The organism is Confluentibacter lentus, assembly GCF_002806995.1.
GTDB classification, from domain to species: Bacteria; Bacteroidota; Bacteroidia; order Flavobacteriales; family Flavobacteriaceae; genus Confluentibacter; species Confluentibacter lentus.
Genome location: NZ_NIHE01000008.1, coordinates 1 through 15,567, shown reverse-complemented (window position 1 = coordinate 15,567; position 15,567 = coordinate 1). Strand labels below are relative to the sequence as shown.

The following is a 15,567-nucleotide window of genomic DNA, read 5'->3' as shown; positions in this document are numbered from 1 at the left end:
CAAAAACAAATAGATCATGTTAAAATTCATAAAAGGTCACATGGAGAGTATGGAGGGTATCGAAATTTACCCCATCATATCACTTCTCATTTTCTTTAGCTTTTTTGTCATCCTTTTTTGGTGGGTATTTACAGCTAAAAAAGACTATATAAAAACTGTTAGTAACTTACCATTAGACAACCAAAACGACGATATATTATGAGACATTTAATCCCATCCTGGATACGCGTACCACTTGTATTCTTTATCATTTTCGGATTGACAGAATATGTGATTGATTCTGGAGACAAACCTGCTTTTATAGTATATCCTGCCGTATTGCTATTTCTTTTTCTAGTACTGCTTATCCTTATTGCTATTGAAGCGATTGTTAGCGCCTTAGAGAATGTGATGCTTTTTAAATTGGATGAAGAAGCCAAAGCACGCTTTTTAGCTGAAAAAGAAAATACCTATAAATTCACTTGGTTAAAAAATACTTATATAAAGTTATTAGGCTCTAAACCAATTGAAGAAGAAGGCGAAATTATTCTAGACCATAACTACGATGGCATCAAAGAGCTGGATAACAACTTACCCCCTTGGTGGCTGTATGGGTTTTACATCTCCATTATATTTGGTGCCGTGTATCTGTTAAGATACCATGTGTTTAATGGAGCTAACCAATACGACGAACTAGAAACCGAATTAGCAGATGCCAAATCAGCCATTGAGGCCTACAAAAAAACCGCTAAGGATTTGGTAGATGTCAACACCGTAACCTTGCTCACCGATGCTGCCGACTTAAGTGCAGGCAAAACCATTTTCGAAACCAATTGCATTGCTTGCCACATGGCAGATGGCGGTGGTGGTATTGGTCCAAATTTAACCGACCAATATTGGATTTTAGGCGGTGATATAAAAAAAGTATTTCATACCATCTCTGAAGGCGGTCGTTCCGGTAAAGGTATGATTGCATGGAAAGCACAATTAAAACCAGCAGAAATTGCACAGGTAGCCAGTTATGTTTTGAGTTTTCAAGGCACTACTCCAGCCAATCCTAAAGAACCAGAAGGTGATCTTTGGGGAGAAAGCACTTCAGAAATTCCTGTTGAAACCAAAACTGATACATTACAAGTAGTGACTAACCAATAATAACTAAACCTGTCAATGTAATCGTTGGCAGGTTTTAAATTACCAAATCTTGGAAACACCAAAAAACGAAGTATTTAGAGATTCCATTAGCACCGTTACCAATGAGGGCAAACGCGCTTGGGTATTTCCTAAAAAACCTAGTGGAAAATTCTATGAATACAGAAAATGGGTTAGTTACATCCTGCTGGTATTTTTACTCACTGCTCCTTTTATAAAAATAAACGGCAACCAATTTTTAATGTTCAATATTTTAGAACGCCGTTTTAATATTTTCGGATTTCCATTTTGGCCACAGGATTTTTTCTTGTTTGTAATTTCCATGATTATTGGCGTAATATTCATTACCCTGTTTACGGTGGCATTCGGACGCATTTTTTGTGGTTGGATTTGTCCGCAAACCATTTTTATGGAAATGGTATTCAGACGTATAGAATATTGGATTGAAGGCGATCGAGGCAAACAGATACGATTAGCCAAACAACCTTGGAACGCTGAAAAAATAAGAAAAAAAGGCTTAAAGCTGATTATTTTCCTTTTCATTTCCTTTGTCATTGCCAATGTGTTTTTGGCTTATTTAATTGGTGGCGATACACTGATAAGTTATATTACCGACAATCCGCTTAACCATATAAGCAACCTGATTTCCTTACTCATTTTTACGGCTGTTTTTTATTTTGTATTTGCGTGGTTTAGAGAACAGGTTTGCGTGATTGCTTGTCCGTATGGCAGGTTACAGGGCGTGTTGTTGGACAACAAATCCATTGTGGTGGCTTACGACCATAAACGTGGAGAAGGTGAAAACGGCAGAAAAAAAATCAAAAAGAACGAAGACAGACAAGCCTTAGGTCATGGTGATTGCATCGATTGTTTTCAGTGCGTCCATGTGTGTCCCACAGGAATTGATATTAGAAACGGCACACAACTGGAGTGCGTAAACTGTACTGCTTGCATCGATGAATGCGATAGCATTATGGAGAGCGTCAACTTGCCTAAAGGGTTGATAAGATATGCCAGTGAAGATAATATTGAAAAAAAAACACCTTTTAAACTGACGGCTAGAATGAAGGGCTATATTGCCGTTCTTACTATTTTAATTGGCTTGCTAACGGGAATGCTCTTTTTAAGGAACGATGTAGAAGCCACTGTCTTAAGATTACCAGGACAGTTGTTTGAGCACAAGGAAAATAACATCATTAGCAATGTGTTTACCTATAAATTGATTAATAAAACAACTCATGATATTGAAGACGTGAGTTTTAAATTAATGTCCCATAAAGGTGACCTAAAGTTGGTGGCAACCAGCAATAGTTTTACGGTTCCCAAACTTGGTATTGCGAAAGGAACGCTGTTTGTTGAAATTAATAATGCCGCTTTAACGGGCGATAGAAATAAGATAAAAATCGGCGTTTACAAAGGCGACACATTAATTGAAACCACAACGGCTAATTTTTTAGGCCCAAGGAGTTATAGGTAGGTGGTGGTAGATGGTTGTTAGTTGTTGGGGGTTGGTGTCAGTTCGAGTGTTTTGTGAAGCATGAGCAAAATGTATCGAGAACAAATTAGCAATAAATTCATTCCCGATAGCTATCTGAATTTGGTGTTAGATAAAAAAATAAATATTAATTAAAAAATAGATTCCTGCCTTCGCAGGAATGACAACATTATGAAAATAAATTGGGGAACAGGGATTGTATTGGCCTTTATCGGTTTTATAAGCTTTATCATGTATTTTATCATCACGTTGAATGTGAATGATAAGTACGATCACGATTTGGTAACCGAAGATTATTATGCCGAGGAACTAAAATATCAAGAGGATATTGACAAACTCAACAATGCCAAAAATTTAGATGAAAATATAAGCTATAAACGTACTGCCGAAGGCTTGCTTATTGTGTTCCCTAAACATATCGATTTAAACAACATTACTGGACATGTGTTCCTATACAGACCATCTAACAAACAATTAGATTTTGACACGGTTATTTCATTATCTAAACCCTATTTGCTCATACCTGACAAACGTTTGGTAGATGGTCGTTGGAACATTAAAGTCGATTGGCAATACAACGGGCAATCGTATCTATATAAAGAAACCATAAATTATTAGTATGCTCATTTCGGCATTTGTATTTGGAATATTGGGAAGTTTTCACTGCGTGGGCATGTGTGGGCCTATTGCTTTTATCTTACCGGTAAACCGAACAAATACCTATATCAAAATATCCCAAATTGCTCTTTATCACTTAGGAAGATTATTGGCTTACGGCATGATTGGTTTGGTGTTCGGACTTATTGGCGAAAGCCTCTATCTTTTTGGGTTTCAGCAACAACTATCCATTATTATTGGGTTACTTATGATTATTGCTGTGTTAATTCCTTATCAAACATTTAGTAAATACAATGCCTCTAAACCCATCTTTAAAATCATTTCGAAAATTAAATCGTCTTTAGGGGCAGCTCTTAAGAAAAAAAGCTTAGAAACCTTTTTAACCATTGGTTTTCTAAATGGTTTTTTACCCTGCGGCTTGGTGTATATGGCGGTATTTGCCGCAATGGCTAGTGGAAATGCTTTAAGCGGTGGTTTGTATATGGCCGTATTTGGATTGGGAACTATCCCGTTAATGACCACGGCTATATATTTTAGTCATTTTTTAAAAGGAAACATGCGACAAAAAATCCAGAAAGCCATTCCTGTTTTTGTGGTTGTCATCGGACTTCTATTTATTTTGCGTGGTTTAGGGTTGGGCATTCCTTACCTCTCTCCTGCTCCCATCCAGCATACGGTGTCAACTAGTATGGAGTGTCATTAAATCAGATTTAACCATTTACTAAATATACTAATGTTAAACTTTTATTAATTAATAGTCTTGTTTTCATAATTAATAGTAATACTATTATATTTGCAATCAAATTAAATTATTATGCAAACTTTACTATCTAATTTAAAAATCGCTGTCCCAGAAAATATCTTTCTTAAGGACCCCGAATCGTCCGAATTAGGAAAGCGTATTATTGAAAACAGCATTCTATTAATAGATGATATTGGATTTGACACCTTCACTTTTAAAAAATTGGGCGAAAAAATAGGCTCCAATGAAAGCTCTATTTACCGCTACTTCGAAAGCAAGCATAAACTTCTTTTATATTTATCGTCTTGGTATTGGGGCTGGATTGAATACCAATTGGTTTTTGAAACACATAGCATTTCTGATAATAAGGAAAAGTTATTAAAAGCTATTGATATTGTTTGTAGAAGCATAAAAACAGATCATAGTTACACGCACATCAATGAAGTTGCCCTAAATAGGATTATTATCAATGAAAACTCAAAATCTTTTTTAACCAAAGAGGTTGACCAAGAAAACAAGGATGGCTATTTTGTTATTTATAAGCGTATTGTAAAGCGTTTAAGTGACATCATTCAAAATACAAAACCAGATTTTGCTTTTTCTGCTTCATTAGCAAGCACCATTCTTGAGGGTAGCATGCATCAGCATTTTTTAAAGGATCATTTTAAGTCCATAACCAATTGCAATGACACCATATCGCCTTCAGATTTCTTTATTAACCTCACCATAAATACCTTAAAAATATAATTATGGCGCACCCAACAATAACACCATGGCAACGTTTAATTGGCCTCATGCAATTAGAAAAAAGGGATATTCTACAAATATTCTATTACGCCATTTTCTCTGGCATTGTAGCTTTATCACTTCCTCTGGGAATACAGACCATTATTAATTTAATACAAGGTGCCCAGATATCAACATCTTGGGTGGTTTTGGTAATTTTAGTGACGCTTGGTGTTGCCTTTTCAGGGGCTTTGCAACTCATGCAGTTACGCATTATAGAAACCATACAACAACGCATTTTTACGCGTTCTTCCTTTGAACTGACGTACCGTTTTCCTAAAATTAAAATGACGGAGTTGCGTAACTACTACCCACCAGAATTGGCAAACCGTTTTTTCGATACCTTGACCATCCAAAAGGGGCTATCTAAAATACTCATTGATGTGCCCACAGCAGTATTGCAAATTCTATTTGCATTATTGTTGCTATCGTTTTACCATCCTTTTTTTATCATTTTCGGAGTCTTATTACTTTTATTGGTATTCGTTGTTTTCAAGTTTACTGCCAAAAAAGGTTTAGAAACCAGTTTGGTAGAATCTAAAAACAAATATAAAGTCGCCCATTGGATCCAAGAAATTGCCCGAAGCATTACCAGTTTCAAACTTTCAGGAAATACAAGCTTGGCATTGGGGAAAAACGATTATTTGGTATCCCACTATTTAGAATCTCGAGAAAACCACTTTAAGGTTTTGATGATGCAGTTTATACAAATGGTTAGTTTTAAAGTCATCGTTACGGCTAGTTTGTTGCTAATTGGTGGTGCTTTGGTACTCAATCAACAAATGAACATTGGGCAATTTGTAGCTGCTGAAATCATTATCTTATTAGTTATTGCCTCTGTAGAAAAGCTGATTCTTGGATTGGAACCTTTCTACGACGTTTTAACATCCATTGAAAAATTAGGGGAAATCGTTGATAAAGACATTGAAAACCAAGAAGGGGAAAAACCTGCTTTTAAAGGTGACATCAATATAGAATTAAATGAGGTTTCTTATAGGGTTCCTTACAAAGACAGCCCCATTATATACAATGCATCACTTCATATACATTCAAAAAGCAGGATTTTAATTCTTGGCGAAAGTGGTGCAGGAAAATCTACGTTGTTGCGGCTTATCGCTGGCATTATAGAACCAACGTCAGGTTATATTTACATCAATAACTTATCCGTAAACAGTTTAAATTTAAACCATTATCGAGCACATTTAGGGTTATCACTAACCGAAGAATCTCCTTTTGATGGCACCATAAAAGAGAATTTAACTTTTGGAAACCCAAACATAAGTGATGATGTTATTTTTGATGTTTTGAATAAAGTGGGGCTCATGGACTTTATAAAGGAACAGCCCAAAGGCTTACAAACCATTTTAAATCCAGATGGCAAACAGATTTCCCATACCGTATCCAAAAAGATTATTTTGGCAAGAGCTATTCTAAAAAACCCTAAAGTACTCATTTTAGAAGACGCCCTAGACAGGTTTAACCCAACGGAAACAAACGCCATCATTGATTACCTAACACATCCAGATAGACCTTGGGCGCTCATCGTTGTTAGTGGTAGCGACAGCTGGAAATCGAAATGCTCACAAATCATTCATTTGGAAAAGGGTGAAATTAAAAATATAGACCATGCTTAACATATCACACAATTCGGTAAACCAATACGTAGACTTAAATAAATTCAAGTCTACCGAGCACATATTTAACAAACCGTATTACAAACAGTTCAACAAATTCTTGTTGGCCATTGCCATTATTGTATTCATTGTCCTTTTTTTACCATGGACACAAAACATTACCGGGCAAGGACAAGTAACCACCTTAAAACCAAACCAGCGTCCGCAAACCATCCAATCCCAAATCCCAGGTCGTATTGAAGAGTGGTTTGTTAATGAAGGTGATTTTGTAAATAAGGGCGATACTATTTTGAGGATTTCTGAGATAAAAAGCGAGTATTTTGATGATAAATTGGTAGAAAGGACCAATGAGCAAATTGTAGCCAAATCATCCTCTGTGGATGCTTACCAAGGCAAAGTTGGGGCATTAAATAGGCAAGTTGCCGCCTTGTTGAATGAACAAAAATTAAAGTACCAACAAACGCAAAACAAATTGATGCAAGCCCACTTAAAAGTGAAAAGTGACAGTATCGATTTAGAAGCTGCCAAAACTAATATAGACATCGCAGAACGCCAGTTTAACCGTACCCAAACCTTGCAAGACGAAGGATTAAAAGCCGTGAAGGATGTTGAGGAAAAACGCTTAAAACTTCAAGAAACCCAAGCCAAATTAATATCGCAAGAAAATAAATATTTGGCAAGTAAAAACGAGGTCATCAATGCGCAAATTGAATTATCCAGAATCAACGCCGAATATGCCGATAAGATTTCAAAAGCACAAAGCGATATATTCACGGCACAATCTAGCGGGTTCGATGCCCAAGCCCAAGTTACGAAACTAGAAAACGAATACACCAATTATGTAGAACGAAATCGTTTATTGTACGTTACGGCGCCCCAAAGCGGTTATATAAACAAGGCTTTAACAGGCGGTATAGGCGTTACCTTTAAGGAAGGCGAAGCCTTGGTAGGTATTATGCCCAAACAATACGATTTGGCAGTAGAAACCTATGTACGCCCCATTGATTTACCCTTGTTGCATATTGGTGAAAAAGTCCGTGTGCAATTTGATGGTTGGCCCGCTATTGTTTTTAGTGGTTGGCCTAATGCCAGCTATGGTACGTATGGCGCTAAAATAGTCGCCATTGAAAACTTTATCAGCGATAATGGCAAATACAGGGTATTATTGGCACCAGATGAAACCGATTACAAATGGCCGGAAGCGATACGTGTCGGCTCCGGTGCTTACACCATTGCGCTTTTAGAAGATGTCCCCATTTGGTTTGAGCTGTGGCGACAAATAAACAGTTTCCCACCCAACTATTACCAACCACAAGGCAAAACAGAAACCGCATTAAAGAAGGACAACAAATGAGATTTTTTTTAATACCCATCTGTTTTTTTGCAAGTCTTTTTACATCTGCCCAAAGCGATAGTATATCCGTCATTAGCCTGTCGGAATACTTAGGCTACGTCAAATCCTTTCATCCCATTGTAAAGCAAGCGAACCTTATCATTAACGAAAGTGAAGCTAAACTAATGAAGGCCCGTGGCGCATTCGACCCAAAATTGGAAGCAGATTACGATAGGAAAAAGTTTGATGGCACCGAATATTATGATAAACTAAATGCCGCATTTAAAATCCCTACATGGTATGGGGTAGAACTCAAAGGAAGCTTTGAAGAAAACGACGGTGTTTATCTAAGCGAAGAATCTAAAGTTCCAGAAGGCGGCTTGTACAGTGCCGGCGTGTCTGTATCGTTAGCCCAAGGATTTTTGGCAAACAAGCGCATGACCACCTTAAAACAAGGCAAATTGTTTGTGAATCAAGCCAAAGCTGATAGGCAATTATTGGTAAACAACATTTTATATGAAGCCACTATAACATATTTTAATTGGCTTAAAACCTATAACGAAAAGCGTGTTTATGAAGATTTTCTTGAAAATGCAGCCATGCGATTTAATGGTATTAAAAAGAATTACGAAGTAGGCGAAATGCCCGCCATTGATACTTTAGAAGCCCGTATCGCCTTAAACGACAGAAAACTAAATCTTGAAAAATCGAATATTAAATACATCAAAGCCTCGTTGGAATTATCCAATTATTTATGGTTGAATGACAATACGCCCATTGAAATTAAAGACAATGTTATTCCAGACACCAATACCCTTGAAACTATTGACGAAACGCTTAATACATCTTTACTGAACTTGGAAGATTTAGATTTAGAGAACCATCCGAAGTTGCAATCCTTGGATTATAAATTTCAAAGTTTAACATTGGAAAAACGTTTGCAGTTAAATAATTTGCTTCCTAAAATAGACTTGCAGTATAACTTTTTATCCCAAACACCAGAAGTAATGCAGTCGTTTAGCACTTCGGCATATAAAAGCGGATTAAACATTAGTTTTCCTTTGTTTTTAAGAAAAGAGCGTGCCGATTTAAAATTAGCCAAACTTAAATTATTGGATACCGAATTTGAGATTCAATCAACAAGAATCACTTTAAAAAACAAAATAGACGCCATTACTCAAGAATTGGATTCTTATATCATCCAAAACAACTATACCAATACCATTGTAGCAGATTATAACACGATGCTGAATGCCGAGGAACGCAAATTTTTCCTCGGGGAAAGCTCGCTGTTTTTGGTAAACTCGAGGGAATCAAAACTGATAGATGCCAAACTAAAAGCCGTTGAATTAGAATATGACTTTTTTAAAACCAAGGCGACCTTATTTAACGTATTAGCGCCTCCCATAGAATAAAAAAGAGCCATTGTATTGCTACAAAGCTCTTTTTCCCAAGCTAAAATAACCAAAGGTTAAATTAAATCTTAAATGTCATAACCGGTAAATTGGCATGGTTGGCAATGTCTTCGCCAATACTGCCTTCAAAAAAGCTTGCCAATCCTTTTCTACCGTGTGTTGGTATCAAAATTAAATCTGCTCCAATTTTATCGGAAAAATTCAAGATACCTTCTTCAACCGTATAATCACACACATAATGCACGTCCTTCATTTTATCTAAATTCCTATCGGCTTTAGAGAAAAAGTCAATGACCATTTTTTCTATTTCCGTAGACGTTTTAAAACTGTTGGTTGGCAAGTTTACATGGGCCATGTGCAATTTGCAGTTTAATTTTGTCATCATTTTAACGGCATTCAAATAAGGCCTGATGTTCTCATCTGAAAAATCGCAAGCTAAAACGGCTGATTTAAAGTTTATGTTATGCAAATCGTTTTTTATCACCAAAACAGGCACATCGGCATGTCTTACCACGCGTTCTGTATTGGAACCAACAAATAAATCTATCACGCCGCTGGTACCGTGGGAGCCCATTATTATTAAATCGGCATCATGGTTACTAACAATCTCGTTAACTTCACTAAACACTTTAAAATGTTTAATAATAGGGGTTACTTTTATGTCTTTTAAATAGTCCTTTTTTAGAAAGTCTTCAAACCGTTGTTCTGCCAATTTAAAAAAGAAAACAGTTTTTTCGTCTATAAACCCTTCTGAAGAGGTTAACATGACATCTGCCATTTCTAACATGTGCAAGGCTAAAATTTCGGCTTTAAACTTTTTAGCAAGTTTAGCGGCGGCTTTTAGAGCAAACTCTGAATGCTCTGAAAAATCTATGGGGACGATGATTTTTTTCATAAGTAAAAATTTAGTGTTTATATAGGTTAATTGGTGTTCTATTTTAGAATCATATTTAACAATGTGAGATGCTGAAACGAGTTCAGCTTGACAAAGCATTAATCAAACCGTCATTGAAAACAAGTTTGTATCGGGCTGTTTTCGCTGTAACAACAAATCGAACGCCATACAAATGTTCCGAACAAAAGGCTGACCTTTTTTAGTAACCTCTATACTATTGCTGCCAATATTGATTAATCCATCTTTTTCCATTTCCTTTAAACGGGACATCACCTCTGGAAGTTCCTTAAAATAAAAAGAATTGGCTGTCCAGTTTGTTTTAAAACGGCACATCAAATTAAGAATATGCTTTCTAATTACCAAATCTTCTTCATTTAAAATATGGCCTCTGTGCACGGGCAACATATCGGCTTTCAATAAACGATAATAAGCTTCAAGACTTTTTTCGTTTTGCGAAAACGCATACAAACTATCGCTAATGGCAGACACTCCCAAACCAATCATGGCTTGCGTTTTTGATGCCGTATAGCCCATAAAATTTCTGTGCAACTCCCCTTCCACCATCGATTGGTACAAATTATCGGTTGGCAGTGCAAAATGGTCCATGCCAATTTCGGTATAACCCACTTCGGTAAGCCATTTTTTGCCTAATTCGTATTGTTTCCTTTTCACTTCGGGTGTTGGCAAATCGTCTTCATTAAACCCACGCTGTCCGTTGCCTTTTATCCAAGGCACATGGGCATAGCTATAAAATGCCAACCTATCTGGAAGCAATGCTTTAGTGTGTAAAATGGTTTGCTCTATATTTTCCAAGGTTTGAAATGGCAATCCAAAAATAATATCGTGTCCCACCGATGTATAACCAATTTCCCTAGCCGTTTCCGTTACGCGTTTCACATTTTCAAAAGGCTGTATCCTATGTATTGCTTTTTGCACTTTTTCGTTATAATCCTGCACGCCATAGCTCACGCGTCTAAAACCCACATCGTAAAGGGCCTGTAAATGGTCGCGTGTGGTATTATTGGGGTGGCCCTCAAAACTAAATTCGTAATTCACGGCACGTCTGGAGGTTTTTAAAATACCTTCAACCAACCGTTTTAAATTATCTGGACTAAAAAAAGTGGGCGTACCGCCACCAAGATGCATTTCCTTAATAATGGGCCTTTCGTTAAACAAGTTTAAGTACAAATGCCATTCTTTTAAAACGGCATTAATGTAAATATCCTCCACACTATGTTGCTTGGTAATGCGCTTGTTACAGCCACAAAAGGTACACAAGCTTTCGCAAAAAGGCAGATGTATGTAAAGGCTTATACCTTCTTTATAATTACTTTCGTTAAACGATTTTACTAAGGAAGATGTCCATTTTTTCAATGAAAACGTGTCCTCATTCCAATACGGCACTGTTGGATAGCTGGTGTATCGAGGTCCTGCAATATTGTATTTATTGATTAATGAATTTTGTAGCATTCGTAACGGTTTATTGAGTCAAAAGTAGCAGAGCCAGCATTCAAAAAATATGACATAAGTCATATAAATAAGGAACGATTTCAACGGAATCCCTGTAAGCGTGCAGATGAAGTGGCAAAACAAATGTGTATCAAAAACCATTCTAAACTGAGCATTGATTCTCGATACTAATTTCAAACCCAAAAAGGTTTGAAATTCACTCGAACTGACAACCTTTATAATAAACCATCATGCCTTCCCATATAAAATTTGTAATTGGGTATATAAAACTGTAATTTTAACCTATAATATTAAAAAACTAAAAAATGAGAAAAGTAAGTTACATCATAATCCTAATCGCCTTGAGTTTGGCCGCTTGTAAAAACGAAAAAAAACAAGAGCCTGTTATGGAAACCGAAACAGTTGAAACTGAGATGGAAGAACCCATTATTAAGGAATTGAACATCACATTAAACCCAAAAAGCGACAGTAAAGCTACGGGTACTCTTATATTTAAAGAAGAAAATGGCACGGTAAATCTGCATGCCATGATTTCTGGATTAACACCAGGCGAGCACGCCATCCATATACATGAAAAATCGGATTGCTCTGCGCCAGACGGCACTTCTGCTGGCGGCCATTGGAACCCAACAAACCAACCGCACGGTAAATGGGGTGCCGAAACGGGCTACCATAAAGGCGATATTGGCAATTTTACCGCTGATGAAAATGGCAACGGCATGGTAATGTTCACTACCGATGAGTGGTGCATAGGCTGTGATGACGAGGCTAAAAACATTGTTGGCAAAGGTGTGATTGTACACGCAGGAACGGACGATTTTACAACGCAACCAACGGGTGATGCTGGTGGTAGAGTGAGTTGTGCGGGGATTATTGAGTAAATTGTTTAGTTGTTGAGTTGTTTGTTGTTGAGCTGTCAGTTTCGAGCGATATTCTTTTTCAGAATGTTGTATCGAGAACTTTAGTTAAAAAGCTTCTCGATACAATTTTCTCATACTTCGAAAATCACTCGAAGTGACATTTATGGATTTCGTCTAGGTGCTAGGTGCTGGGTTCAAAAATATACAATGTGTTATATAAACATTAAAAGCTGCTTTAACGAGTAGCTTTTTTATTTTATATTTATTACTTTCGGGAACTTAAACACTTTTAATGCCATTAGACGCCCTAGTAGAACGATTTAAGCAGAAAGACGAAAAAGCTTTTGAGACCCTTTACAACATGTATAGCAAAAGTATGCATGGTGTTATTTACAACATTGTTAGGGATAATGATATTGCCGAAGAAGTGATGCAAGATGTATTTGTAAAGGCTTGGCATAATGCGAGCAGTTATTCTTCAGAAAAGGGACGTTTTTTTACATGGATCCTCAATATTTCCAGAAATGCTGCCATTGATAAAACACGCTCAAAAAACTTTAAGAACTCCAAACAAAACCTCAATTCCGATTTTTTCGTAGATATCCTCGAAACCAGCGATAGTTTAGATAATTCAACCGACGCCATAGGTATTAAAACGTTTGTCACCAAACTTGCCGAAAAGTGTAAACAAGTGATAGAACTCCTGTATTTTAAGGGTTATACACAAAGTGAAGTATCTGAAACGCTAGACATGCCCATTGGAACGGTGAAAACAAGAAATAGGCAATGTATCCAAGAACTTAGAACCATCGTATTGAAAAATGGATATTAAAGCATACATAGAATCCGGCATATTAGAGCTATACGTAGCTGGCGCTCTTTCTGAAGCAGAAAATAAGGACGTGTATGCCCTTATGCAAAAACATCCCGAAATTCTACAAGAGGTTTTAGAGATTGAATCGGCTATTGTTAAATTAACTGCCAATGTTTCGAAAAGCGACACCAGCACATCATTAAACGCCATTAAACACACCTTAGGCTTTAACGGAACGAATGATGCCAAAATTATTTCCATCACCAAACCTAAATATAATTGGATTACTTATACGGGTTGGGCTGCTTCCATTATTTTAGGACTGGGTTTATTGTGGACCGTTACCCAAAACAACCAATTAAAGACCAACATTCAAACTGTTGAAACACAAAAGTCGCAGTTGGAAATTGAAATTGAATTTGCCAAGACTAATTTAGACAAGGCCAAAACCCTTATTTCGGTGTTGCGCGATGAAAATATTACCCAAGTCCCTTTGGCCGGGCAAGGCAATTTTGCTTCTACCTACGCGAAAGTGTATTGGGACACCGATGCTAAGCGTATCTTTTTAGATGTGGACGGTTTACCAGATCCGCCACAAGGCATGGTGTACCAAGTATGGTCGTTAACCCTAAATCCGTTAACCCCTGTAAGCTTGGGAACACTTGACCAATTTACTACCGACGATAACAAGATTTTTGAAATAGACAATCCTAACCAAAGTGAGGCTTTTGGAATTACTTTAGAGCCTGCTGGTGGTAGCGCATCGCCTACTATGGAGCAATTGTATACGCTGGGCGTTGTGGCTTCTGGTTAAGGGTGTTTGTTGTTGAGTTGTTTGGTGTTTAGCTGTCAGTTCTAGGGAAATCTTATTCTATTATTGTTATTTTCTATTTTTATTATTTATTCGTTGTCTCATTGAACTTTGGGTTCATGGTGCTGGGTACTAGGTGCTAGGTGTTTGGTGTTGAGGTGTTTGGTGTTAAGCTGTCTATTCGAGCTATATCATTTACTATTTTGGAGAATTCTGCCATAAAAAACCCTATATAAAGTTTATTTTATTCTGTATTAATTTTCTTTATTTTGAAGATTTTTAATACATTAGTGATTTAATCCAAACTTATGTTTCAAATCACACTTTCGCCTCTTTTCCATAAAAATAAACAGACCATCGCTATTAGTTTTAAATATGATGATGCTGTTAAAGACTATATAAAATCTATTGAAGGCGTTAAATGGAGCAACACCCATAAAACATTTTACATAGAAAATTCCATAGAAAACAAACGAAAAATATATCAAGAGCTTAGAAACAAAAATTGGTTTGTAGATTACAGTGCGCTAACATCCGTAAAGCCAGAACCCACTAAAATTAAAATAGATACCATCAAGCTGCCCACCTTACAAGATTCACAAAAAAACAGTTTAGAACGGTTTAAAAAATGGATGCAACAAAAACGTTTAAGTGCCAATACCATTGATACTTATGTTGACGTAACGTTTCAGTTCTTGAGATATTTACAATTAAAAAAACAATCGGTTATCACAGTAAAACTTATTGAAACATTTAATTATGAATATATTGTGGCTCCCGGAAAATCCATTTCATATCAAAACCAATGCATCAACGGTATTAAAAAATACTTAGAATACAGCAATCAAACCATAGACATTTTACATATTGACCGCCCCAGAAAAGAACGCAATTTGCCCGAAGTGCTTAGCACGAATGATGTAAAAGCTATTTTTGATAACACACACAACTTAAAACATAAAACCCTGCTTGCGCTGTTATACAGTGGTGGCTTGCGTATTGGTGAAGCCATAAATTTACGAATAAGCGATATAGATAGTAAACGCATGCTTATACACATAAAAATGGCAAAAGGCAAAAAAGACAGGTACACGTTATTATCGCCATCATTTTTAGAACTTCTTAGGGAATATTATAAAGTTTATAAGCCCAAAGATTTTTTATTTGAAGGCCAAACAAGTGAGCAATATAGCAACTCTAGCGCCCAACAGGTTTTAAAAAACGCACTTCAATTGGCTGGCATTAAAGGAAGGCGCATTACCCTGCATACGCTTCGACATAGTTTTGCGACACATTTGCTTGAAAGCGGGACCGATTTAAGATACATACAATCGTTATTGGGACATAGTAGCCCAAAAACCACCATGATTTATACGCACGTAAGTGATCACCGCATACAAAAAATAAAGAACCCATTTGATAGTTTGTAAAAAAAAGATTATGTTTGATTTATATTATATTGAAACAAAAATGAACAAAAAAAATACGCGGAACAAAAGTGTTAAAACTTGGGCATATACTGCCAAATTGGTTGAATAAGCAGATAAAAGTTCCGCATATAAACAA

Annotated in this window: 15 protein-coding genes; 13 read left to right on the top strand and 2 right to left on the bottom strand. The window is 36.6% G+C overall.

Features of this window, described 5'->3' with window-relative positions; translation table 11 throughout:
- The first annotated feature begins 16 nt into the window (after positions 1-16).
- From CDH50_RS12415 to CDH50_RS12375, 9 genes are all read left to right on the top strand, one after another.
- Positions 17-202 (top strand): CcoQ/FixQ family Cbb3-type cytochrome c oxidase assembly chaperone, encoded by a 186-nt coding sequence (locus tag CDH50_RS12415; RefSeq protein WP_100612608.1) that lies wholly within the window; start codon positions 17-19, stop codon positions 200-202.
- Positions 199-1,131, top strand: coding sequence for a cbb3-type cytochrome c oxidase N-terminal domain-containing protein (locus CDH50_RS12410; protein ID WP_100612607.1), 933 nt, complete (start codon positions 199-201; stop codon positions 1,129-1,131). The genes CDH50_RS12415 and CDH50_RS12410 overlap by 4 nt, the downstream gene beginning before the upstream one ends.
- A gap of 49 nt (positions 1,132-1,180) precedes the next feature.
- Entirely contained in the window at positions 1,181-2,605 is a 1,425-nt protein-coding gene (gene ccoG / locus CDH50_RS12405) for a cytochrome c oxidase accessory protein CcoG (protein ID WP_100612606.1), read from the top strand.
- A 189-nt stretch (positions 2,606-2,794) separates the two neighbouring features.
- Positions 2,795-3,241, top strand: a complete 447-nt coding sequence (locus CDH50_RS12400; protein WP_100612605.1) for a FixH family protein — start codon at positions 2,795-2,797, stop codon at positions 3,239-3,241.
- A 1-nt stretch (position 3,242) separates the two neighbouring features.
- Entirely contained in the window at positions 3,243-3,944 is a 702-nt protein-coding gene (locus CDH50_RS12395; RefSeq protein ID WP_100612604.1) for a sulfite exporter TauE/SafE family protein, read from the top strand.
- A 111-nt stretch (positions 3,945-4,055) separates the two neighbouring features.
- Positions 4,056-4,730, top strand: a complete 675-nt coding sequence (locus CDH50_RS12390) for a TetR/AcrR family transcriptional regulator (RefSeq protein WP_100612603.1) — start codon at positions 4,056-4,058, stop codon at positions 4,728-4,730.
- A 2-nt stretch (positions 4,731-4,732) separates the two neighbouring features.
- On the top strand, positions 4,733-6,403 hold the full coding sequence (locus CDH50_RS12385; RefSeq protein ID WP_100612602.1) for a peptidase domain-containing ABC transporter: 1,671 nt from the start codon (positions 4,733-4,735) through the stop codon (positions 6,401-6,403).
- Positions 6,396-7,757, top strand: coding sequence for an HlyD family secretion protein (locus tag CDH50_RS12380; RefSeq protein ID WP_100612601.1), 1,362 nt, complete (start codon positions 6,396-6,398; stop codon positions 7,755-7,757). Before CDH50_RS12385 ends, CDH50_RS12380 begins: the two co-directional genes overlap by 8 nt.
- Positions 7,754-9,151, top strand: coding sequence for a TolC family protein (locus CDH50_RS12375; protein ID WP_100612600.1), 1,398 nt, complete (start codon positions 7,754-7,756; stop codon positions 9,149-9,151). The genes CDH50_RS12380 and CDH50_RS12375 overlap by 4 nt, the downstream gene beginning before the upstream one ends.
- 61 nt (positions 9,152-9,212) lie before the next feature.
- Here CDH50_RS12375 and CDH50_RS12370 read toward each other — a convergent pair whose 3' ends face one another.
- Positions 9,213-10,046, bottom strand: a complete 834-nt coding sequence (locus CDH50_RS12370) for a universal stress protein (RefSeq protein ID WP_100612741.1) — start codon at positions 10,044-10,046, stop codon at positions 9,213-9,215.
- 102 nt (positions 10,047-10,148) lie between these two features.
- Positions 10,149-11,516, bottom strand: a complete 1,368-nt coding sequence (hemN, locus tag CDH50_RS12365) for an oxygen-independent coproporphyrinogen III oxidase (RefSeq protein WP_100612599.1) — start codon at positions 11,514-11,516, stop codon at positions 10,149-10,151.
- Between the two features lie 305 nt (positions 11,517-11,821).
- Here hemN and CDH50_RS12360 point away from each other — a divergent pair, with 305 nt between their 5' ends.
- The 4 genes from CDH50_RS12360 (at position 11,822) to CDH50_RS12345 (ending at position 15,431) form a co-directional block, all read left to right on the top strand.
- A complete protein-coding gene (locus CDH50_RS12360; RefSeq protein WP_100612598.1) occupies positions 11,822-12,397 on the top strand; it encodes a superoxide dismutase family protein in 576 nt (191 codons plus the stop codon).
- A 271-nt stretch (positions 12,398-12,668) separates the two neighbouring features.
- Positions 12,669-13,208, top strand: coding sequence for an RNA polymerase sigma factor (locus CDH50_RS12355; RefSeq protein WP_100612597.1), 540 nt, complete (start codon positions 12,669-12,671; stop codon positions 13,206-13,208).
- Positions 13,198-14,004: an anti-sigma factor gene (locus CDH50_RS12350; protein WP_100612596.1), complete on the top strand. Its 807-nt coding sequence runs from the start codon at positions 13,198-13,200 to the stop codon at positions 14,002-14,004. The genes CDH50_RS12355 and CDH50_RS12350 overlap by 11 nt, the downstream gene beginning before the upstream one ends.
- Before the next feature lie 305 nt (positions 14,005-14,309).
- Positions 14,310-15,431, top strand: coding sequence for a tyrosine-type recombinase/integrase (locus CDH50_RS12345; RefSeq protein WP_100612595.1), 1,122 nt, complete (start codon positions 14,310-14,312; stop codon positions 15,429-15,431).
- Positions 15,432-15,567 lie beyond the last annotated feature (136 nt).